Below are 21097 nucleotides of genomic sequence, written 5' to 3'. Positions count from 1 at the left end.
TAAGGGGAGCTTATATTGTTTTATAAATCTTTTGTAAGTTACAGGAGTAGGTTTTCTTTATAACATTAGGGTAGAAGAGAGGGAGAGAAAATGAGAAATTATATTCAAGGTATCGATCATGTGCAAGTAGCTGCGCCTGTAGGGTGTGAAGAAGCAGCACGAGAGTTTTACGGTAATAAAATTGGTATGGAGGAAATACCGAAGCCAGAGGAATTAAAGAAGCGTGGTGGGTGCTGGTTTAAGTGTGGAAATCAAGAGATTCATATCGGAGTTGAGCAAAACTTCAACCCAGCTAAAAAGGCGCATCCAGCTTTTTATGTTTTAAAAATTGATGAATTTAAACAAGAGTTAATAAAGCAAGGTATTGAAGTAATAGATGATCATGCACGGCCAGATGTAATTAGATTTTATGTGTCAGATCCGTTCGGAAATCGAATTGAATTTATGGAAAATAAAAACTAGGTGGAAATCCACCTAGTTTTTTAACTTTTTCTAAACAAACCTAATACTTCAACAGTTTCGGTAATGTTAACGAATGCATGAGGGTCAATTTCGGAAATTGTTAATTTCATACTTGCTAATTCTTCACGAGAAACGACTGTCATAAGTACACGTTTTTTTTCGCTGGAATAAGCACCTTCGCCATCAAGTAATGTAATTCCACGTACAACAGTTGAAAGAAGTTGTTTTTTCATTTTTTCTGCTTCATTTGTTACAATCATAAGTGTAACCTTTCGATGTTTCGTATGAATAGCATCGATCACTTTACCAGTTACATAAATTGAAAGTAAGCTTGTAAGAGCAACATCCCAAGTGAAGAAGAATCCTGCAATTATTACAACGACTGCATTTAAAATAATAAGGAATCCACCAAGTTTAATATCTCTTTTACGAGACAATAGCATACCGATAATATCAAATCCACCAGTTGAGCCATTACAGTTAAAAACAAGACCGATACCAGCCCCAGCAATGACACCACCAAAGATAGATGATAAAAGTGGATCTGTTGCTACGACTTTCACTGGAACATAGTATAATGCAACAGATAATACAATAACAGAGATAATCGTGTTAAAAATTACTTTTTTTCCAAGACCTATGTATCCTAGAATAAGGATAGGTAAGTTTAATACAAAGTTAATAATACCTGTGTTTACAGGAGTTACAATCCCTAAAATAATAGCAATTCCGCCAATTCCACTACTTAAAATTTTGTGGGGGATAAGGAAAAGATTAAATGCAATCGCAATAATAATAGAACCGATAATAACACCAAGAAATCTGACCATCTCTTTCCCGTCCTTCACTAAAAAATTCATATTATTTCAAGATTATATATGATATTGAAAGTTTTGGGTAAAAACAGTTTATTTCGGAAAATTAGATTAATCAAAAGAATTCGAGTATTTTATCATTTGGAAGGGGATACAGATATGAAGGTAAAAACGTATCAACAGAAAAGCCCGTTGAAGCAAGAATGTGAGGATTCTTATTTTTGTAATGAAGAAAAAAAGATGTATGGTGTATGTGATGGTGCAACACCGCTCGTCCCGTTTCGTGATGAAAAGGGACATAATGGAGCATACATCGCTTCGCATTTATTTGCAAGTTATTTTGCTTCATTACGTGAAAATCATAGTTTGCAAGTTGCTGTTGCAAAAGCAAATGAAGCATTGCAAAGGAAAATGTTAGAGTATGAAGTAGATACGAGAAAGAAAGAGCATTTGTGGTGTACATGTATTGCGGCAGTTCAAATAGATGGTGAGAAAATTGAATACGCACAGTTAGGGGACTGTATGATTGTCGCAATACTTCAAAATGGGACGATGCAAGTATTAACGCAAGACACGGTTGAAGGAATTAGTAAACGAGCAAAAAAGAAGAGGGAAGAAGACCGTAATAAAGGGTTAACTGTACCAGAAGAACATGTTTTTCAAGATGTGCGAGAACAGTTAAAATATAATCGTTATCTTGCAAATATGCAGGGCGGGTATTCCGTTGCGAATGGAATGAAAGAAGCGATACATTATTTACAACATGGTGAACTACATATAGATGAAGTGAGCGGGATTTTTCTTTGTTCAGACGGATTATTCCACCCAGATTGGCCACTTGAACAAACTGTTGCATATATAAGAAAGAATAGTATAAATGAATATGTAGCAATTATTGAAGAGCTAGAAGAGGAAAAGAGAATAAGGCCAGACGATAAAACAATTATGATCATTGATTTTTAAGGGGAGGATGTTCGAATGGAAATTAAATGTGTTAATTTAACATTTCAAGATGAATTAGTTCCTTTAGAGAAAGTTAATAAACTGATTATCCACCATACATCCGAAGATGGATGGGATGTGTATAAAACACATGAATTTCATCAAAAAGTAAGAGGGTGGAGCGGGATCGGTTACAATTATTTTATTGAAGAAGATGGAACTGTAGTCGAAGGGCGAGGTTTACATATTGGAGCACATGCGAAAGATAATAATAGGGATACAATTGGAATATGTATGACGGGTAATTTTGACAAATATGATCCAACTACCGCACAAATAAATGCATTATATTTTTTATGTAAAATGTTTATGAAGCAGTTTGCTATAAAGAAAGAAAATATACTCGGTCATAGGGAGCTAGAAGGCGTTACAAAAAGTTGTCCTGGAAAGCGTTTTTCTATGGTAGAGTTAAGAAACGTACTATCTTAAATATAGAGGAGTCATAAATGATGATGAATATAAAAATACCAAATGATAAAAAAGAAGAGCTTGTGGCACAAATCCAGCAATTTTTCGTTGAAGAAGATTTAGATGAAATTGGACGTTTCCAAGCAGAGCGATTAATAGAAGAAATGATTAAATTAGTAGGACCATTTGCATACAATCAAGCAATTGGAGATGCTAGAAAGCTTGTAACAGAGAAACTATCTAATATTGAAGAAGATTTGTATGTGTTAGAGAAGAGTGAAGGGAAGTAAAAAGAGCCGTTTTGGCCGTATTCCGTCAATTATAAAATAAGTATTATGCCACGGCTTTTTCCGATGTTCTGTTTGGAAAAGGCCGTGAAGTTGTTTTTTGGCATATAAAATAAAGTTTCTCTTTTTTTTGTCAAAAAGAACCCTAGAACTAAAAACGTTATTCTTTCTTAACAGGCTAGATGAGAAAGAATAACGTTTTTTTAGATTGAGATTAAAAATATATTATCTTAATTTTATCTTTTTTTAATAATTTATTTATGGGCAATTTATAGTTGCTATTTATAATTCCTATATATAACAGCTATGGATACTACGAAAAAGAACTTTGGAGGTGTAACCAATTAGCTGTAATCAAAATGTAAAACATGAATTGCTCACATAGAATCTTCTTTTGGAAGATAAGTGGTGTAATTCTTTGTTAAATGAAGGGATTGGGAAGCTATGAATAAAACGATTTTAAAAACATGTATCATATCAGCAGTTTTAGGTGGAAGCCTATTGAGTGAAAAAAATGGAGAGGTAAAAGCAGAAGAGGTTCCACCACAAACGAGTCATACTGATGTATTCAAAGATGTTCCAAAGGGGCACTGGGCATATGAGGCGATTCATCAATTAACAGGTGAGAAAATTATTTTTGGCTATGATGATGGAAGATTTGGTTTTGGAGATAACGTAACACGCGAACAAGTTGCAGCATTAATGTATCGTTATTTTAATATGGCAGAAAACAAAAATTATGAGAACCCATATGGGGACGTAAGCGAAGATTCGACAAGCTATATAAAGGAAATTTTATCTTTAACAGAAATGGGCGTTTTTACGGGTGACGAGCATGGGAACTTTAGACCGAAGGCATCCTTAACACGTGCAGAAATGGCACAAGTTCTTACAAATGCTTTTCATTTAAAGGCAAAGAGTGATCATACTTTTAATGATGTTTCAACGAACTCATGGGCAAGAAATGCAATTAGTGCTGTTCAAACAAATAATATTGCAAAAGGAGTAGGAGGAGGGAAATTTGCTCCAAGTATGGATGTGACGCGTGAACAGTACGCACAATTTTTATACAATGCAATACAAGAAACTAAACAAACTCAACAAACGAAAGGGCAACTACTAGCTAGCATACTTGGTGAAACAAATTGGAAAGGGACAAAAGTCTATGACAAAGATCATAATGATGTAACGAAAGAAAATCAAAATTTCATCGGGCTTGCAAAATATGATGCTAAAACTGCAAGGTATGAATTTTTTAATGCAAGTACAGGAGAAAGTCGTAATGATAGCGGTACCTTTTTTATAACGAATGATGGAAAGAAAAGAGTGTTAATTTCTGAAACGCAAAATTATCAGGCAGTTGTTGAATTAACGCAATTAGACAAGGAGAAATTTACATATAAAAGAATGGGGAAAGATGCAAAAGGGAACGATGTAGAAGTATTTGTTGAACATGTTCCTTACCATGAAAAAGAACTTTCTTTCACGCAACCTGATAAAAATTTAGAAAGCTCGACAGGGAAAATAGTTACAGACGTTGATGGAGATGAAATTTTATCTAGTACACTATGGAACGGAACGGTGGTATTAGACGAACAGGGTAATAATGTAACAAAATACAACTCAAACTTAATCAGTCTAGCAAAATATGATAAAAATACAAATAAATATGAGTTTTTTAATGTGAACACAGGGGTAAGTCGTGGGGATTATGGTTTCTTCGATGTTGTACATGGTAATAAAATAAGAGCTCACGCTTCGTTAGGAAATAATAAATATGGTGCGGTCCTTGAACTTACAGAGTTAAATAAAGAGAAATTTACGTATACAAGAATCGGGAAAGATGCGAATGGAAAAGATATAAAAATCTTTGTTGAGCACGAACCGTATACAGGCGACCTAAAACCAAATTTCACAAAGTGATCTTTTACTCTAGCAAAGGTATTATGTTGAGGAATGTTGGTAAGGAGAAGCCTCAGTGATTAGGAAGTTATATAGTAGAAGAAAAATAGCTGTTTATAGACAAATAGATGCCTGAAGGCATCTATTTGTCGTTTTAAAATGATTTTACAGGTAAATATAAAATACAAATTCTTTTTTCTCGGATCTAGTAACTCCCTACTTGCACCACCATACATCTTTGTTCTTTTTTATTTATTCTCTTTTTGCTCCTTATATTCATGTACTTTTTCTTTCACATTACCAACTGTATCTTTAGCAGTGCCTTTCACTTTATCCCATTTTCCTTCAGCTTGTAATTTCTTATTGTCAGTTACTTTCCCGACAACTTCTTTTACTTCACCTTTTACTTTATCAATGGCACCTTCTACTTTTTCCTTTAAACCATGATCATTCTTAGTCATACATTTCTCCTCCTTGTAGTTTGATTAGAATTCTCTTTTCATATTGCAAGTTGAATGATGTATCTAGTAATAGCGTAACAAATATAGTTTGAATATTCAAATGATTAATAGGATAGAAAAGAAAGTGTCATAAAATGTATAAAATTGTAATGAGAAGAGAAAGAATGTAAATTACATGTCTTTTGCAGTCCATATTGATTTCGTATAAGCAATTTTCATATGGGCACGTTCCATATTATTTTGACTGCTGCTACCGAACCTTGTTTGTCCAACTATTAAGTTACAGTTGGATTCAATAGCCGTCTCTATTCGTTTTTGAATTAATGCAGTATGACAGCCTTTACGCTGAAATTCTGGCAAAGTAGCAGAAGCAGCTAATGATGCAATCCCATTATTTATATACAGGACACCAATACCCGCAGGAGTGTTTTGAACTTCGGCTATGAAAAAATGCCAGCCAGGTTTATTGTAGAGAATTTCGTTATTTTGATGGACGCCATCTTTTGTAAAGGATGGCATGTTAAATCCGCGTACGTATATGTCTGCAAAAATATGAAATTCATTTTCTTTTAGTTCGCGTACTGAAATGTTAGAAGGAAGAAGGGAAGGGTCTTCTCTCGGTATACTATATAAAGCGGTATGGAAGCTGGATTGGTAAAATCCTCTTTGAGATAAGTATTGAAATAATTTGGCTGTACCTTGAGCGGGTGTAATTTCAAAACGACAAGGGATTTGTAGCGATTGATAATAAGAGAAGATTTCATCTATCTCATCTGTATTTGTAAATGTAATACCTTTTACCGTATTAAAAGCAGGACCAGCAATTATTTTTGATGAAAAGGCAGTGGCACTCCCGAACTTTTTCATTTGTACTTGCATTGGATTTCCGTTTATTGCTTGTAGTGCCTTTAATCTAGAAGAAAGCATATGTATTTCTGCGCTTTCAATTTCTTGTGCTGTATTGAGCGTCATAATAGTACTCATAAAATTCCTCCGTTAATAAATATATTTCATAGTACATATACGATGTATGTTATGAGATTCCTGTTGAAATGTAAGAGAATAAGAGGTTTTTTGGAAGGAAAATGGAAGTGAACTGTCGAAGGGAGTGGAAACAGATTAAAGGTGGTGCTCTCATGAAACAGAAAGGCGTGCAGACATGCTCTAATTGTGGTTCTCAAAATATAGGAGAAGGTGAGTTTGTCGGATATGCACAAATACGGAAAAAGGAGACGATGTTTACATCTTCACCAGTAGATGCTTATATTTGTACAGATTGCGGGAATATCCTTTTATTAAAAGTACGAAATTATGAAAAGTTTAAGCAGAAGCCGTTATGATTATTGAGAAGTGTTTTTATTAGGGAAATTAATAGGAGTAATATTTTACATATATGTGAGTATGCCTTATATAAAGAGATGACAACATATACTGTGTGGGATGCTTATTAATCGTTGCACAACGTACAAAAATGTATAGAAGAAATTGTGAATCAATATTAGTCCTCTTGAAATATTTTATATCGAAAACTCCTTTAAATGAACAAGGGAGTTTTTTGATTTTGTATAACAATAATTACCTTTAATTGTTATAATTTGTTATTGAGATGGGTTATATAATTAACGCCCCATAATCATGGGGGAAAATAGCTAAATCGTATACAAAACCGCTAAATAACACAATCGCAACCGTAAGTTGACAAAGTGCAACCGCAGGAAGATAGAGATAAGGGCAATGTTTACATACAATTTAGGTAAGAAAACAAAGGGGGACACACATATGGGATTTGGTGAAAAGCTTTTTAAATTAAGAAAGGAAAAGGGTCTTTCTCAAGAAGCGTTAGCTGAAAAATTAAACACAACAAGGCAAGCAGTTAGTAAGTGGGAAAACGGTCAAGGATTTCCTGAAACTGAAAAGTTAATAATGATTGGAAATGTATTTGAAGTATCACTCGACTATTTATTAAAAGAAACTGCTGAGCAAAGTAATGAAAATGTGGAGGGCTATTACGTAAGTCAGGAAATGGCAGAAGGGTATATAGTGTATGGGCAAAAAATTTCTAAATATATTGCGCTAGGATTTAGTTTGCTCATTTTATCTACAATACCGTATTTATTATTTAAAGAAAATGCAACAATTTCGACATTCCTTGTTATTATCATTGCTGTCCTTGGAATTGGAGCAATGATGGTACCTGTAACGATAGAAGAGAGTAGATACAATGTATTGAAAAAAGAAGAACTACTATTTGATCAAAACTTTCTAAAAGAATTGACAAAAAGATATGAAGTAATTAAGAAAAAGTATGCTGCAGTAATGATCGTTGGATTTTGTTTTATAGCAGCAGGAGCGATACCATTTTTATTTGAGAAAAAGCATATCACTTCAGGAGAATTAGTGCAGTATTATCCGTACTGTGTTGTACTTATTGCGATTGGAGTCTATCTTTTTGTTCGTGTTGTAGGAGTGTGGGAGATGTATCGGATTTTAGTAGAGAATAAAGAATATAGCAATCGTATTATTTTTAAACTAAAAAAGAAAGTGAGAGATAAAGTGGATAATTTTTAATAGGAGAAAATCTATTTTATTAAAAGCTAAGATAGGAGTGAAATGATGTCAAACATTCTAGAAATTAAAAATTTAAGTAAATCATTTGGAAGCAACGTTGTTTTAAAAGATGTTACATTCAATGTGCCATCAGGGGCAATTATTGGATTCATTGGTGACAATGGGGCAGGTAAATCAACAACATTTAAAACAGTACTAGAATTAATTTCTAAAGATAGCGGTACAGTAAAAATATTTGGTGAAGAGAATATAAATAAAGATGCCAAGAATAAGGGGAAGATTGGAGTCGTATTTGATGCTATGAATCTACCGGCTCATCTTACGATAAAGCAATTAAACAAAGTTTTTAAAAAGATGTTTGAATCTTGGGATCAAGATAATTTTTATCGATTAGTTAATACTTTTTCTTTACCTACTAATGAGAAAGTAGGTAAATTCTCGCGTGGAATGTCAATGAAACTAACTATAGCTGTTGCATTGTCGCATAATGCGAAATTATTAATTCTAGATGAAGCGACAGGAGGTCTTGATCCTTCATCTAGGGAGGAGGTGTTAGAGGAATTAAAAAGTTTTGTGAATAAAAGTAATGGTGGTATATTACTTTCTTCACATATTATGAGTGATGTAGAAAAAATAGCTAGTCACCTTATTGTGATAAAAGATGGAGAAATTTTATTGAATGAAGAAAAGGATAAGGTTTTGGACAATTATGCCATTGTAGATGTTGATGAGGAACAACTAACTTTAATCAACAAAGATATAGTTTTGGTGAAAAGGAATAATGGTTCTTATTTCAATGTACTTGTATCAGATGTGCATAAACTACCAAATGGGATTGCTCATAGAACCATTTCGATAGAAGAAATAAGTATTTTATTAACGAGGAGTGAAAAATAAATGAAAGGTTTATTATTGACAAACTATTATCTAGTGTATCGAACTTTCTTTACGTTCATGGGAATAGCGATATTAGGAGCGGGATTGGTTTTTTATTTTGGTAATGCTTCAATGTACCGTTTAATTGCTACATTCATTATCTTATTTGCTGCGATTCCTGCACTTGAAGTTATTAAATATGAGAGTAAGTCGGGGTATGAAAAATATGTACTTACTTTACCGGTTACTAGAAATGACATTGTGCAAAGTCACTACCTTTTCTATTTTTTAGTTGTAATTATTGGTACTTTATTATCGTATGGCATATTTTATGTACATGGTTTAGTTTCAGATACACCAATTGATGATGGTATATTTAAGAGTGTTTCTTTAGGGACGTTCATCATTCTTAATGCCGGAGCAATAGCTTATCCGCTTCTCTATGCTTTTGGAGCAGAAAAATCTGATGCTATTACAATTGGAGGCGCATGTGGGGGACTTGTTACTTATTTTGGATTACAAAGTGTAATTGGATATCTAATAGAACAATTTCCAATATCAAATTTAAATTCATCTGTATACGTTTCAATTCTATATACAACATTTGGCGTTATCATATATATCTTTTCTTATTTCATTTCGATATTTATATATCGTAAGAAAGAATTTTAATATATTTTCTCTTAGTATTTTCTGAATTATTTCCAAAGAAATAATTCAGAAAATACAGAAAAATGTCGTAATTATTCGTAAAAGTCTGTTATAATAAACAAAAAATGAAAACGCTTTAAAGGGGGATGTAACCAATATGATGATGAATGTACCGCTAACAATTAGTTCTATGATGGAAAGAGCAGAGAAACTGTTTTCGAAGAAAGAAATTGTTTCACGGACACATGATACAGTTACGACGTTAACGTATAAGCAGTTAGGTGAAAGGACGAGAAGACTTTCAAGTGCGTTAAAAAAATTAGGAATTAAAGAAGGCGAGCGTATAGGAACGTTAGCGTGGAATCATCATCGACATGTGGAAGCATATTTTGCTATTCCTGGTATTGCTTCCGTTTTACACACAATTAATATTCGTTTATCTCCTCAACATATTTCATACATTATTCAGCACGCAGAAGATCGAATTCTACTTATAGATGAAGATCTCGTACCACTCGTTGAAAATATTCAATCACAATTATCAACTGTACAAGCCTACATTATTATGACTGATAAAGATGAACTTCCCAATACTACGCTAGAACCTGTATATCATTATGAAAAACTATTAGAAGAAGGCGATCCGAATTTCCAATTTGTAAAAGATATTGATGAAAATACACCTGCTGGTATGTGTTATACGTCAGCGACTACAGGAAATCCAAAAGGTGTTGTATATACGCATCGTAGTACTGTACTGCATTGTATGGCACTCGGTTTAGCGGATACAGCTGCTTTATCGGAAAGTGATGCGGCGATGGCAATTGTACCGATGTTCCATGTGAACGCTTGGGGGCTTCCTTTTGCAGCTACTTGGTTTGGAACTAAACAAGTTCTGCCCGGACCAATGTTTACTCCAAAAATTTTATTAGAGATGATTCAAGCTGAAAAAGTAACGATAGCAGCAGGTGTGCCGACAATTTGGCTCGGCGTATTACAAGAATTAGAAAATAATAGTTACGATTTATCTAGTATAACGAGAATATTATGCGGTGGTGCTGCTGCACCGAAAAGCGTTATTAAAGCATTTGAACAAAAATATAATGTTCCTTTCGTACATGCATATGGTATGACTGAAACAAGCCCACTCGTAACACTTGCACGTTTAAAAAGTTATGAAACAGAATTATCATATGAAGAGCAATTAGAAATCCGCTCAAAACAAGGATATCTTGTCCCTGGTGTAGAGATGAAAGTAGTCGGTACAAACGGTGAAGTGAAGTGGGATGGTACTGAGATGGGAGAGTTATGTTTACGAGCACCTTGGATCGCTGAAAGTTATTATAACGATGAACGTACTGTCGAAGGTTTTCGTGATGGTTGGTTATATACAGGAGATGTCGTTACGGTTGACGAGGAAGGCTGCGTGAAAATTGTTGACCGTACGAAAGATGTTATTAAAAGCGGAGGTGAGTGGATTTCTTCAGTTGACCTTGAAAATGCATTAATGGCACATGATGCTATATTTGAAGCAGCTGTCGTTGCCGTTCCTCATCCGCAGTGGCAAGAGCGACCAATTGCCTGCGTCGTTCAAAAGAAAAATAGTACAGTAACAAAAGAAGAAATATATGAGTTTTTAAAACCACAGTTTGCGAAGTGGTGGTTACCAGACGATATTGTATTTATGGAAGAAATACCGAAAACATCTGTTGGGAAGTTTTTAAAACAGGCGCTTCGGAAAGAACTTGAGCATATGCATAAAGAGAAATAATTGAAAAAATATTTGTAAACCTATATTTAAAATAAGTTGACAAAGACTAAATAGAAAGATAATATAACTCCTATAATATGTTATCTAAAAATCATTTTAAGTTTACAAATAGGAGAAGCAAATATGAATACAAAAAACCTAGTTTTCGTCGCTTTATTTAGTTCTATTATGGGAGTGTTAGGGTTAATACCTCCAATTGCTCTTGCTATTACACCAGTTCCGATTACATTACAATCACTCGGTGTTATGCTTGCTGGTGGATTGTTAGGATCACGTCTTGGTGCGTTAAGTCAGCTTATTTTCTTACTTATAGTTGGAGTTGGAGCACCATTACTTGCTGGTGGACGCGGTGGTCCAGGCGTATTTATTGGGCCAAGTGCAGGATATTTACTTGGTTATATCGTTGGAGCGTTTGTCATTGGTTATTTAATTGAGCGTTTACGTGAAGTCTCTATAATAAAGGTATTATGTATTAATATAATTGGTGGTATTTTCGTAGTTTATGTATTTGGTATCATTGTACAAGCTTTCTTTATGGATGTTTCTATATGGCAGACGATGAAAGTAAGTGCCGTATTTTTACCAGGTGATTGCATAAAAGCGATTATAGCAGCAATTCTTGTAACGAAATTACATCGTTCATTGAAACATATTATTACGCCTGCTCTCAAGAGTGGGAAATATACAAATGCGGGATAAGAAAGAGAAGAAACACGTTCATTGCGTGTTTCTTTTTATTATTTTGTAAAGAAAGGACGTCTCAAATGGGGATTACAAAAGAATATAAAAAGTATGCCTCTTTACAAACAAATAAAATAGCAATAAAGGAAAATGATCGAGTATTAACATTTAAAGAATGGTTTGAGTCAGTATGTAAAGTAGCAAACTGGTTGAATGAAAAAGAATCGCAGAATAAAACGATAGCAATTGTATTAGAAAATAGTATGGAGTTTTTACAACTATTTGCTGGTGCTGCTATGGCCGGATGGGTTTGTGTGCCGTTAGATATAAAGTGGAAAGAGGATGAGCTCAAAGAAAGAATTGCGATCAGTAACCCGGCTATGATTGTGACAGAGCGATATAAGGTAAATGATCTACCGGATGAAGAAGGAAGAGTAATTGAAATTGATGAGTGGAAAAGAATGATAGAGAACTATCTTCCTACATATAACCCTGTAGAAAGTGTACAAAATGCTCCGTTTTATATGGGATTTACATCAGGATCGACTGGAAAGGCAAAAGCATTTTTACGTGCACAACAATCGTGGGTTCATAGTTTTGATTGCAATATACATGACTTCCATATGAAAAAAGAAGATTCTATTTTAATAGCTGGGACGCTCGTTCATTCTCTTTTTTTATACGGTGCAATAAGTGCATTATATGTAGGGCAAACGGTGCATATTATGAAAAAGTTTATTCCAGATCAAGTGCTGGATAAGTTAGAAACGGAACACGTTTCGGTCATGTATACAGTTCCGACAATGCTAGAATCTTTATATAAAGAAAATAGAGTAATAGAAAATGGAATGAAAATTATTTCGTCAGGAGCGAAATGGGAAGCTGAAGCGAAAGAAAAAATAAAGAGTATATTTCCTTATGCGCAAAAATATGAATTTTACGGTGCATCGGAACTAAGTTTTGTAACAGCACTAGTTGATGAAGAGAGTGATAGAAGGCCAAATTCAGTAGGAAAACCTTGTCACAATGTGCAAGTTCGAATATGTAACGAAGCAGGAGAAGAAGTACAGAAAGGCGAGATAGGAACTGTTTATGTGAAAAGTGATCAGTTTTTTATGGGCTACATATTGGATAAGGTTTTAGTTCCAGAGTTGACTGCGGATGGCTGGATGACAGTGCGAGATGTAGGTTATGAAGATGAAGAAGGCTTTATATATATAGTAGGTAGAGAGAAGAATATGATTTTATTTGGAGGAATTAATATTTTCCCAGAAGAAATAGAAAGTGTATTACATGAACATACAGCTGTTGATGAAATAGTTGTAGTTGGCGTGAAAGATAGTTATTGGGGTGAAAAACCTGTCGCCATCGTAAAAGGAAGTGCTACGAAGCAACAATTAAAAAGTTTTTGCTTACAACGATTATCCTCGTTTAAAATACCGAAAGAATGGCATTTTGTAGATGAAATACCGTATACAAATAGCGGGAAAATCGCTCGTATTGCAGCAAAAAATATGATTGAAAACCTGGAGGAAATATATGAATAGAGCGGTTATTGTAGAAGCAAAAAGGACACCTATTGGTAAGAAGAATGGGATGTTGAAAGATTATGAAGTTCAGCAATTAGTAACGCCGCTTCTTACGTTTTTAAGTAAAGGAATTGAGAGAGAAATAGACGATGTCATATTAGGGAATATTGTGGGGCCGGGAGGGAATGTTGCGAGATTATCTGCTTTAGAAGCAGGACTTGGCTATCATATTCCTGGTGTAACGATTGACCGGCAATGTGGTGCCGGATTGGAAGCGATTCGTACTGCATGTCATTTCATTCAAGGCGGCGCAGGTAATTGTTATATTGCAGGAGGAGTAGAGAGTACAAGTACATCACCTTTTCAAAATAGAGCGCGATTTTCACCAGAAACAATTGGTGATCCTAATATGGGAGTGGCGGCTGAATATGTTGCAGAGCGTTATAATATAACGCGAGAAATGCAAGACGAGTATGCTTGCCTTAGTTATAAACGGGCGCTGCAAGCATTAGAGAATGGATATTTACAAGATGAGATACTTTCGTTTAATGGATCTTTTGACGAAGCTATAAAACGAGAAATGAATTATGAAAGAATGATTAAAAGAACAAAGCCCGCATTTTTACAAAATGGTACAGTAACGGCAGGTAATTCGTGCGGTGTAAATGATGGAGCATGTGCCGTTCTTGTAATGAAAGAGGGGCAAGCACGAAAATTAGGATACAAGCCTGTTCTTCGTTTCGTTCATAGTGCTGTAGTGGGAGTAAATCCAAATCTTCCGGGAACTGGTCCGATATTTGCGGTAAACAAATTATTAAACGAAATGAATGTAAAAGTAGAGGACATCGATTATTTTGAAATAAATGAAGCGTTCGCTTCAAAAGTTGTTGCTTGTGCAAAGACGTTACAAATTCCGTATGAAAAATTAAATGTCAATGGTGGAGCAATTGCGCTCGGTCATCCGTACGGTGCATCTGGTGCTATGCTCGTAACACGATTGTTTTATCAGGCACAAAGGGAGTATATGAAATATGGAATTGCGACGCTAGGAATTGGTGGTGGAATAGGGTTAGCGCTATTATTTGAAAAAGTAGAAGACTAGAAAAGAACTAGTTTTCTACTTTTGAGGAACATAAGCATTGCTACCAGGTTTTGCTTTTATTTCATTCCAAGCAGCGATAGCATCAGTTTTTGATTTCCCTTTGTTATTTGGATCTTCGAAAAAGTCGCGAGTAAAGCGATTGTATTCAAACTGTGCGCTGATAGTTGTTTTATAAATAGGATCTTTTTTTCGTTCGTTTTCTTCATACCAAAACGTTATCGCGTCTTCATATGTTTTTCCGACATTCTCTTTAAAAAATTTTTGGAGAGCTACTGTAAAGCGGAAGTTTGCTCCGATTTTTTCTTTGAAAAAAGCACGAACATCTTCGCTACAGCGGTGATTGTTAGTAATAATCGTTTGAAGAGAAAGTTCTTTATAAGAGAGAGAAGCTTTACTCACCTTTTGACCAGAGCTGTTTTTTAATATTTTACCAGTAGTTAAATAATGTGAGATACGCTCAGTTATTTCAATCTTAGAGCCACTAGCTGGCAAACCATGCTCACGGCAAAATGTTTGGAGTTCTGCTTTTAACCAATAATAGTTTTGGAAATCTTCAAGTGATATAGGTTTTGTTAAGGGTGGACGCATAGATGTAACAACTTCTTTCTTCCATAATTTTCTTTAATTATAAAACGTATGTTCTTTTTGTGGAAGGATTAATTTGTAAATATAATGGGAAGAGGGGATTACATATGGAAAATGTAATGCAAGTTCGTGTTACGGGAATTTTAATTGAAGATGAAAAAGTATTGCTAGTAAAGCAAAAAGTTGCTAGTCGCAATTGGTCTTTACCTGGGGGAAGGGTAGAGAATGGTGAAACGTTAGAAGAAGCGATGAGTCGAGAAATGAGAGAAGAAACAGGGTTAGAAGTTAAAATTAAGAAGCTACTCTATGTTTGTGATAAACCGGATGCTAGCCCATCTTTATTGCATATTACGTTTCTGCTTGAAAAGATTGAAGGTGAAATTACGCTACCTTCTAACGAGTTTGATCATAATCCGATTCATGATGTGCAAATGGTACCGATTAAAGATTTAAGTCAATATGGTTTTTCGGAAACTTTTATCACTCTTATAAGTGAAGGTTTTGCAAGTGCAGGGAGTTATCAAGGCTTGAAACAAAATATAGGCCTGTAAATATAGTTGAAGGATAGCAGTTAGCTATCCTTCATAAACATGTTTTACACTGCTGACTGTATAGAAGAAATAAGTTGATTTAAAAACTCGTCCCCAGTCATAAGCGCTTTCCCGCCGCCGCGCGCACTCTTTTTATTTCCGCCACCTTTTCCTTCAATTGCAGGAAGAGAATCTTTTAAAAGTGCGTTCATATCAAGTGTGACTGTTTTTCCGCAAGCGAGGATGCATTGTAGTTTGTCATCATTTTCGATAACGAAATATGTAATGGCATGCTCTTGTTGTTCTGTAATACTAGCAGAAAGCTTTGCGATTTCTTGCATAGAACGATTTGTAAATACTTTAGAAATAAGTATGCCAGCGTGTATTTTTAAAGGCTGTTGAAGTAGTTCATTTGCCTCTGCAAATAATAATTTTTCATTCATTGTTTGTATTGCTTTTTCATTTTCTTTTTGAGAAGTAAGAAGTTGTGCTACTTTTGCTGGGATATCACTCTCGCTACTGTTTAATTGTTTAGAAACATCTTTCATAATTTGTTGTTGTTTGCCCATTAAATTTAGTGTGCGCCAACCAGCGATAAATGTTAATCGTATGCCACCTTTATTGCGCTCCCACCCTAGTACTTGAATAGGACCTACTTCACCTGTACGTTTCGGATGCGTTCCGCCACAGCCGTTGTAGTCGAAGTTCTCAATTATAACAACACGTATATTTTCTGTTATAGTCGGTTCTTTACGAAGGGGGAATGTTTTCGCTTTTTCTAAGTTCATCCACTCGATATGGATTTGATGGTTTTCGAAAACAATTTTGTTGGCAATGTTTATTGCTTTTTCAACCGTTTCTGTATGAAGATTTTCTATTTCTAAATCAATTGTTACCGTTTCTTTACCAAGGTGGAATCCAATCGTAGGTATGTTAAAATGGTCCCAAAAAGCAGCAGATAAAATGTGCTGAGCCGCATGTTGCTGCATATGATCAAAACGGCGCTCCCAATTGATTTTACCTTCTACTTCTTCTGTATGTAATTTTTCTACAATGAAGTGACGAATTTCCCCATGTATCTCTTCTACATTGATTACATCGATATCATTTAATGTGCCAGTATCATGCGGTTGTCCGCCACCTGTCGGATAAAATGCGGTCTCGTTTAAAACGACGTATAAGTTACCGTCTTTATCATAATCTTGCTTTATAATTTTTGTAGTAAAGTCTTGCTTATAAGCGTCAGTGTAATATAATTTTTGCTCCAATTTTCTTTCCCCTTTCGCGTTCACTAGTTTCATTGTAAAGCAATTGAAATTAGTTTCCTAATATTTCAGAAGAAAGAAACTATTTTTAGAATTTTCTTGCTATAATAAGAAAAAGAAAATGCGGGGGTGGAATGAATATGTTATATGAAAACGGCGTAGATAAACTTCTTAGTTTAAGCAAAAATATTTCTGAATTGTATCGAGAATTAAATGAAATGACCCGGATTTTAACGGATTGTAATCGAGAAAGTGTGAAGTTTGATCGGTTATATGTAAAAGAGTTACTGTGGAAGAAAGAAGATGTAATAGAGAAATATGACCAGCTACTTGTGCAACTTTGTATAAATGAATGCTTTGATTTAAAAAGTGTCATTACAGGGGAATATAAGTATACATATGAAGAAGTAGAAAATATCGTTTTACAATTTAATGAGAAGTATAATGTCACAATTTTAATTAAAGATGTTTGTAAAGAATTACAGTTTACATATGGCATAGATATGGATATAACGAGAACAGCTCGAGTATCAACAGCTCAAGTATAAAAAGGGAAGAGAAAGCAGATCCTTTGCTTTCTTTTTTTATGTAAGAACGGGGAGAGTAGGTTTAGTGATGAAGGGGAAGTTACAAAATATTCATCCGTTAGGAATGACAATTATAATAGGGACTTTATTTGCGAGGTTCGCCACGTCAATGAGCATTCCTTTTTTAGCAATTTATTTAACGACTGTTAAAGGTGTATCAGCTGGAATGACGGGTGCTATTATCGGAACGAGTGCACTTGTTGGAGTGTTTGCTAGTTTTATTGGAGGGAATTTATCGGATCGATTCGGTCGAAACATGATTATAATATGGTCCATGATTGTTTGGGTGTTTGTATTTATAGGCTTTTCGTTTGCAAATCATGTTTTAAGTTTCTTTTTATTAAATGCTCTGAATGGATTATGTCGGTCTTTTTTTGAACCGACTTCAAGAGCATTATTATCAGATTTAACGAAACCAGAGTATCGTTTACTCGTATATAATTTGCGTTACGGTGCAATCAATGTTGGAGTGGCGATTGGTCCTCTTGTCGGATTACAGATTGGAAGCGCAAAATCAACAATTCCTTTTTTAGTAGCAGCTGGAGTATATATTCTATATACAGCTATATTAGCGTTCCAATTTAAGAAGTATCCAATTGAAAAAAAGAAAGTAAATACAAAAAAGCCTGTCACAATGTTGAATGCAGTTCGTATATTGCGAAAGGATGTCGTATTTTTAGTTGCATTAGTTGGTATTATTTTGAGTAATTGTGGTTTTTCTCACTTAACGACAACAGTATCTCAATATTTTGCAAATGCGCATATATTTCAGGATGGAGTGACATTGTTTTCGTATATGTTAGCTTTAAATGCGATTGTTGTAGTCGTAATTCAATACCCTGTTATTCAAATATGTAAAAAGTATACACCGTTAGTATCTATTATGGTGGGAACCTTATTTGTGAGCGGAGGATTGTTTGGGTTTGGAATAGTAGAATCTACGCTAGGTGCTGCCGTCTGCACAATTATTTTTACAATTGGAGAAGTTCTCATGTTTTCAATGACGGATGTGTTTATAGATGATATAGCTGTTTCGCATTTAAAAGGAACATATTTTGGAGCGATGGGATTCTCAGGAATTGGAGCAGTAATTGGTCCATGGCTTGGGGGCGTACTTCTCGATTATTACGGATATCAAAATGGGTTTGTAGTATTTTCAGCATTAGCTATATTTTCAACTGTAGCATTTCCTGTACTTTTAGTTACAAAAGGTTTATTGAAAAAAAAGCATGATAGAAATTGTAATTTAGAATTACATGCGAAATAAAATAAGCCCCAGCAGATGACTGGGGCTTATTTTTGTATTTATCCCGCTATTAACGGGCAGTAAAACTCCCATTGGTTAAAGTTTTACTTTATTTTAATTCTCAATTTGAAAAAGAACTTTTTCTTCATGTTTATTAGCAACTTCGTTTTTGGAAATATGAATGGCTAAATATCCATTCTCTAAGCAGGCTAGCATCTTCTTATAAATAATAGTAGCGGGTAAAGGAATGATCCGCTGTAAAGAACTATTATTATGAAGTATGCAAATGTTTAGGCCTGTCTCCATCTTTTTAATGACTACATTTTGTTCGGATACATTTAACACATCTGTTTCCAAAATGTATTCTTGTTCAGTTTCGCAAAGGTCGATATGAATTTGATTTGGGAAACTAAAGTTACTACAAGAATCAGAACAAAATTGATCCATCCATTCTTCGAAACCATCAACATGAAAAAGACAATCCTTCTTTTTCTTGCCCATGTAAGACACCCTCCGTAAAATCTCAATTCATACTATGTTATGCATGAATGAAGTAGGGGTGAAGAATAAATGTAAAAATATAAACATTGTATGTGATAAAGGTAGCTAGTGTGAGCCTTTTGTTTTACATATCATGATGTGCATGATTTTTTTGGCGTGAATGGTTACGGTTTTTTACTTTATGAGATCCGCTTAATGGTTCAGGTTGTCCTTTTTTTTCTTTCGCTTCACGATTGTTTTTTCCCATTGTATGTGACACCTCCTCTTTCTCTTTAGAATGAGAGAAGTTTGCAAATTTATACGAGAATGTTTTTAGAAAAAAAGGTAAAGATAAATGGGACCAACTATTATGGAAAGGGGATTATATAATGCCATATCATAAAGATAAACAACAAGCTTTTCAAGCAGCGCAGCAAGGGGTTACACAAGCAGAACATGCATTTAACAACATTGTAAAAAATGATTCAAACTACGGTCATGATTTAAAAGAGTTACGCCAAGAGGTTCAGGAGGCGTATGAACAGATTCAAAATGCGTTAGAAGTAGCTTCGGAAACACAACGCCCACAACTTGAGCAATACGAAAATAATCTCCAAAACATTATTCGAAATGTAGATCAATTAGAAAAGTAAATGAGGTTGTTGTGTATTCGACAACCTTATTACTTCAATGAACATTATGCGAAAACAGAAAATTTTTCTATTCGTTTTTTCTTTATTATGCGCAGTACATATATTTCAAGTTGAAAAAGTGGAAGCGAAAATGTTGCTCAGAAAAGAGCTGGAACCAACTGGCTATGTGACATGGGAAGTACCTAATAATGAAAAGGTTATTGCTATTACATTTGATGATGGACCAGATCCGACTTATACAACACAAATTTTACATTTATTACGTCAATATAAAGCAGAAGCGACTTTTTTTATGATTGGATTTCGAGTGCAGCGTAATCCATATTTAGTGAAACAAGTGTTAAAAGAGGGACATGAAATTGGAAATCATACGATGAACCATTTGTATGCGAGTAATTCATCAGATGAAAAATTAGAAAATGATATTTTAGATGGAAAGAAATATTTTAAAAAATGGGTGAAAGAACCTTTACTATTCCGTCCTCCTGGCGGATATATTAACGATGCTGTATTTAAAACAGCGAAAGAAGCTGGTTATCAAACTGTTCTATGGTCGTGGCATCAAGATCCACGTGATTGGGCGAATCCAGGGGTTGAATCCATTGTAAATCATGTAGTGAAACATGCTAAAAGTGGAGATATTGTATTGTTACATGATGGAGGAAATGATCGTAGTCAAACAGTAGCAGCGCTAGCAAAAATTTTACCTGAGCTGAAAAAGCAAGGTTATCGATTTGTAACGGTTTCGGAATTACTACGTTATAAACATTAGAAAAAATCCCAAAAGGAAAATGGACCTTTTGGGATTTTTCGTTACTGGTTTTTTTTACGTTTCTTATTATTTTGTCGCTCTGCTGGAGTTAACGGCTCGTTTGCAAATTCTTCATTGTAACCAGTTGCTTGTCCTTGCGCAGATGCAGCATTCATTCCTGAAATAGTATGATTTGCTTTTCTTTTACCCATTTTATTTCACCTCTATAACTTTTTTGTATGTTGAATGATGAGCAGTTCATAGTATGTATGAACTGTAAGTAAAGCACTAATAGAGCACTTTACTTTATGGTAATAGTATTCATAAGGAGCGTGAACACTATTCAAATTTAGAAACATAAAGAAAACTTATGATAATCTATAAGTTTCTTATTATTTACTTATTTAGAAAGTTGTAATAAGATATTATCGTAAGGTATTGAAAAGTTTGTCTACATTTTATATTCAGACAACTTAGTCACGTTT

General features: G+C 34.5%; 26 protein-coding genes and 1 pseudogene. 19 read left to right on the top strand and 8 right to left on the bottom strand.

Features of this window, described 5'->3' with window-relative positions; all coding sequences use genetic code 11:
- Window positions 1–90: 90 nt before the first annotated feature.
- On the top strand, window positions 91–462 hold the full coding sequence (locus MKX31_RS15785; RefSeq protein ID WP_001246933.1) for a VOC family protein: 372 nt from the start codon (window positions 91–93) through the stop codon (window positions 460–462).
- 20 nt (window positions 463–482) lie between these two features.
- On the opposite strand, the gene MKX31_RS15780 is transcribed toward MKX31_RS15785, so the two are convergent.
- Window positions 483–1322, bottom strand: coding sequence for a YitT family protein (locus tag MKX31_RS15780; protein WP_141669153.1), 840 nt, complete (start codon window positions 1320–1322; stop codon window positions 483–485).
- Between the two features lie 114 nt (window positions 1323–1436).
- Between MKX31_RS15780 and MKX31_RS15775 the strand changes: the two genes are divergently transcribed.
- The 4 genes from MKX31_RS15775 to MKX31_RS15760 all read left to right on the top strand — a co-directional run bounded on the left by MKX31_RS15775 (window position 1437) and on the right by MKX31_RS15760 (window position 4897).
- Window positions 1437–2240: a protein phosphatase 2C domain-containing protein gene (locus tag MKX31_RS15775; RefSeq protein WP_088047026.1), complete on the top strand. Its 804-nt coding sequence runs from the start codon at window positions 1437–1439 to the stop codon at window positions 2238–2240.
- A gap of 15 nt (window positions 2241–2255) precedes the next feature.
- On the top strand, window positions 2256–2708 hold the full coding sequence (locus MKX31_RS15770; protein WP_064476998.1) for a peptidoglycan recognition protein family protein: 453 nt from the start codon (window positions 2256–2258) through the stop codon (window positions 2706–2708).
- 17 nt (window positions 2709–2725) lie between these two features.
- Window positions 2726–2977 carry a DUF2164 domain-containing protein gene (locus MKX31_RS15765; RefSeq protein WP_001983516.1) on the top strand — a complete coding sequence of 84 codons (252 nt, stop codon included), beginning with the start codon at window positions 2726–2728 and terminating at the stop codon, window positions 2975–2977.
- A 441-nt stretch (window positions 2978–3418) separates the two neighbouring features.
- Window positions 3419–4897, top strand: coding sequence for a DUF4822 domain-containing protein (locus MKX31_RS15760; protein WP_340981185.1), 1479 nt, complete (start codon window positions 3419–3421; stop codon window positions 4895–4897).
- A gap of 227 nt (window positions 4898–5124) precedes the next feature.
- On the opposite strand, the gene MKX31_RS15755 is transcribed toward MKX31_RS15760, so the two are convergent.
- Together MKX31_RS15755 and MKX31_RS15750 are read right to left on the bottom strand one after the other, a co-directional pair.
- Window positions 5125–5337, bottom strand: coding sequence for a CsbD family protein (locus tag MKX31_RS15755; protein WP_262787064.1), 213 nt, complete (start codon window positions 5335–5337; stop codon window positions 5125–5127).
- Between the two features lie 171 nt (window positions 5338–5508).
- Window positions 5509–6321: a GNAT family N-acetyltransferase gene (locus MKX31_RS15750; protein ID WP_340981182.1), complete on the bottom strand. Its 813-nt coding sequence runs from the start codon at window positions 6319–6321 to the stop codon at window positions 5509–5511.
- A 152-nt stretch (window positions 6322–6473) separates the two neighbouring features.
- Here MKX31_RS15750 and MKX31_RS15745 point away from each other — a divergent pair, with 152 nt between their 5' ends.
- The 9 genes and pseudogenes from MKX31_RS15745 (at window position 6474) to MKX31_RS15710 (ending at window position 14515) form a co-directional block, all read left to right on the top strand.
- Window positions 6474–6677, top strand: a complete 204-nt coding sequence (locus MKX31_RS15745; RefSeq protein ID WP_064476995.1) for a hypothetical protein — start codon at window positions 6474–6476, stop codon at window positions 6675–6677.
- A gap of 3 nt (window positions 6678–6680) precedes the next feature.
- Window positions 6681–6785 (top strand): annotated as a pseudogene (locus MKX31_RS29315) (GNAT family N-acetyltransferase); the annotation flags it as partial.
- A gap of 331 nt (window positions 6786–7116) precedes the next feature.
- Window positions 7117–7905 carry a helix-turn-helix domain-containing protein gene (locus tag MKX31_RS15740; protein WP_064476994.1) on the top strand — a complete coding sequence of 263 codons (789 nt, stop codon included), beginning with the start codon at window positions 7117–7119 and terminating at the stop codon, window positions 7903–7905.
- A 45-nt stretch (window positions 7906–7950) separates the two neighbouring features.
- Window positions 7951–8802, top strand: coding sequence for an ABC transporter ATP-binding protein (locus MKX31_RS15735; protein ID WP_340981178.1), 852 nt, complete (start codon window positions 7951–7953; stop codon window positions 8800–8802).
- Entirely contained in the window at window positions 8803–9453 is a 651-nt protein-coding gene (locus MKX31_RS15730) for an ABC-2 transporter permease (RefSeq protein ID WP_340981176.1), read from the top strand.
- A 136-nt stretch (window positions 9454–9589) separates the two neighbouring features.
- A complete protein-coding gene (locus MKX31_RS15725; RefSeq protein WP_340981174.1) occupies window positions 9590–11203 on the top strand; it encodes a long-chain fatty acid--CoA ligase in 1614 nt (537 codons plus the stop codon).
- 123 nt (window positions 11204–11326) lie between these two features.
- A complete protein-coding gene (locus tag MKX31_RS15720) occupies window positions 11327–11902 on the top strand; it encodes a biotin transporter BioY (protein WP_132131306.1) in 576 nt (191 codons plus the stop codon).
- A 65-nt stretch (window positions 11903–11967) separates the two neighbouring features.
- Window positions 11968–13431, top strand: coding sequence for an acyl-CoA synthetase (locus MKX31_RS15715; RefSeq protein WP_340981170.1), 1464 nt, complete (start codon window positions 11968–11970; stop codon window positions 13429–13431).
- Entirely contained in the window at window positions 13424–14515 is a 1092-nt protein-coding gene (locus MKX31_RS15710; RefSeq protein WP_064476989.1) for an acetyl-CoA C-acyltransferase, read from the top strand. The genes MKX31_RS15715 and MKX31_RS15710 overlap by 8 nt, the downstream gene beginning before the upstream one ends.
- 15 nt (window positions 14516–14530) lie before the next feature.
- Here the strand turns inward: MKX31_RS15710 and MKX31_RS15705 are convergent, their stop codons facing one another.
- Window positions 14531–15103, bottom strand: coding sequence for a DUF6434 domain-containing protein (locus tag MKX31_RS15705; RefSeq protein ID WP_103655068.1), 573 nt, complete (start codon window positions 15101–15103; stop codon window positions 14531–14533).
- A gap of 104 nt (window positions 15104–15207) precedes the next feature.
- Here MKX31_RS15705 and MKX31_RS15700 point away from each other — a divergent pair, with 104 nt between their 5' ends.
- A complete protein-coding gene (locus MKX31_RS15700; RefSeq protein WP_064476987.1) occupies window positions 15208–15651 on the top strand; it encodes an NUDIX hydrolase in 444 nt (147 codons plus the stop codon).
- A 44-nt stretch (window positions 15652–15695) separates the two neighbouring features.
- On the opposite strand, the gene MKX31_RS15695 is transcribed toward MKX31_RS15700, so the two are convergent.
- Window positions 15696–16898: an alanyl-tRNA editing protein gene (locus tag MKX31_RS15695; protein ID WP_148666413.1), complete on the bottom strand. Its 1203-nt coding sequence runs from the start codon at window positions 16896–16898 to the stop codon at window positions 15696–15698.
- Window positions 16899–17035: 137 nt separating this feature from the next.
- Here MKX31_RS15695 and MKX31_RS15690 point away from each other — a divergent pair, with 137 nt between their 5' ends.
- Both MKX31_RS15690 and MKX31_RS15685 read left to right on the top strand, forming a co-directional pair.
- Window positions 17036–17443 carry a hypothetical protein gene (locus MKX31_RS15690; RefSeq protein ID WP_064476985.1) on the top strand — a complete coding sequence of 136 codons (408 nt, stop codon included), beginning with the start codon at window positions 17036–17038 and terminating at the stop codon, window positions 17441–17443.
- 67 nt (window positions 17444–17510) lie between these two features.
- Complete coding sequence (locus tag MKX31_RS15685; RefSeq protein WP_064477046.1) at window positions 17511–18749, top strand: MDR family MFS transporter; 1239 nt, start codon at window positions 17511–17513, stop codon at window positions 18747–18749.
- Between the two features lie 93 nt (window positions 18750–18842).
- On the opposite strand, the gene MKX31_RS15680 is transcribed toward MKX31_RS15685, so the two are convergent.
- Complete coding sequence (locus MKX31_RS15680) at window positions 18843–19229, bottom strand: Hsp20/alpha crystallin family protein (RefSeq protein ID WP_064476984.1); 387 nt, start codon at window positions 19227–19229, stop codon at window positions 18843–18845.
- 124 nt (window positions 19230–19353) lie between these two features.
- On the bottom strand, window positions 19354–19476 hold the full coding sequence (locus MKX31_RS15675) for a small acid-soluble spore protein P (protein WP_000517650.1): 123 nt from the start codon (window positions 19474–19476) through the stop codon (window positions 19354–19356).
- Window positions 19477–19597: 121 nt separating this feature from the next.
- Between MKX31_RS15675 and MKX31_RS15670 the strand changes: the two genes are divergently transcribed.
- Both MKX31_RS15670 and pdaB read left to right on the top strand, forming a co-directional pair.
- Complete coding sequence (locus MKX31_RS15670) at window positions 19598–19861, top strand: hypothetical protein (RefSeq protein ID WP_149173507.1); 264 nt, start codon at window positions 19598–19600, stop codon at window positions 19859–19861.
- Between the two features lie 46 nt (window positions 19862–19907).
- Window positions 19908–20633: a polysaccharide deacetylase family sporulation protein PdaB gene (gene pdaB / locus MKX31_RS15665; RefSeq protein ID WP_262763226.1), complete on the top strand. Its 726-nt coding sequence runs from the start codon at window positions 19908–19910 to the stop codon at window positions 20631–20633.
- Window positions 20634–20674: 41 nt separating this feature from the next.
- On the opposite strand, the gene sspO is transcribed toward pdaB, so the two are convergent.
- The gene (sspO, locus tag MKX31_RS15660; protein ID WP_000518050.1) at window positions 20675–20824 is read right to left on the bottom strand and encodes a small acid-soluble spore protein O; all 150 of its coding nucleotides are present in this window, start codon (window positions 20822–20824) and stop codon (window positions 20675–20677) included.
- Window positions 20825–21097 lie beyond the last annotated feature (273 nt).

It is taken from the genome of Bacillus sp. FSL M8-0063 (assembly GCF_038005545.1).
GTDB classification, from domain to species: Bacteria; Bacillota; Bacilli; order Bacillales; family Bacillaceae_G; genus Bacillus_A; species Bacillus_A wiedmannii.
The sequence above is the reverse complement of the archived record's forward strand: the minus strand, read 5'-3'. Positions and strand labels throughout refer to the sequence as shown.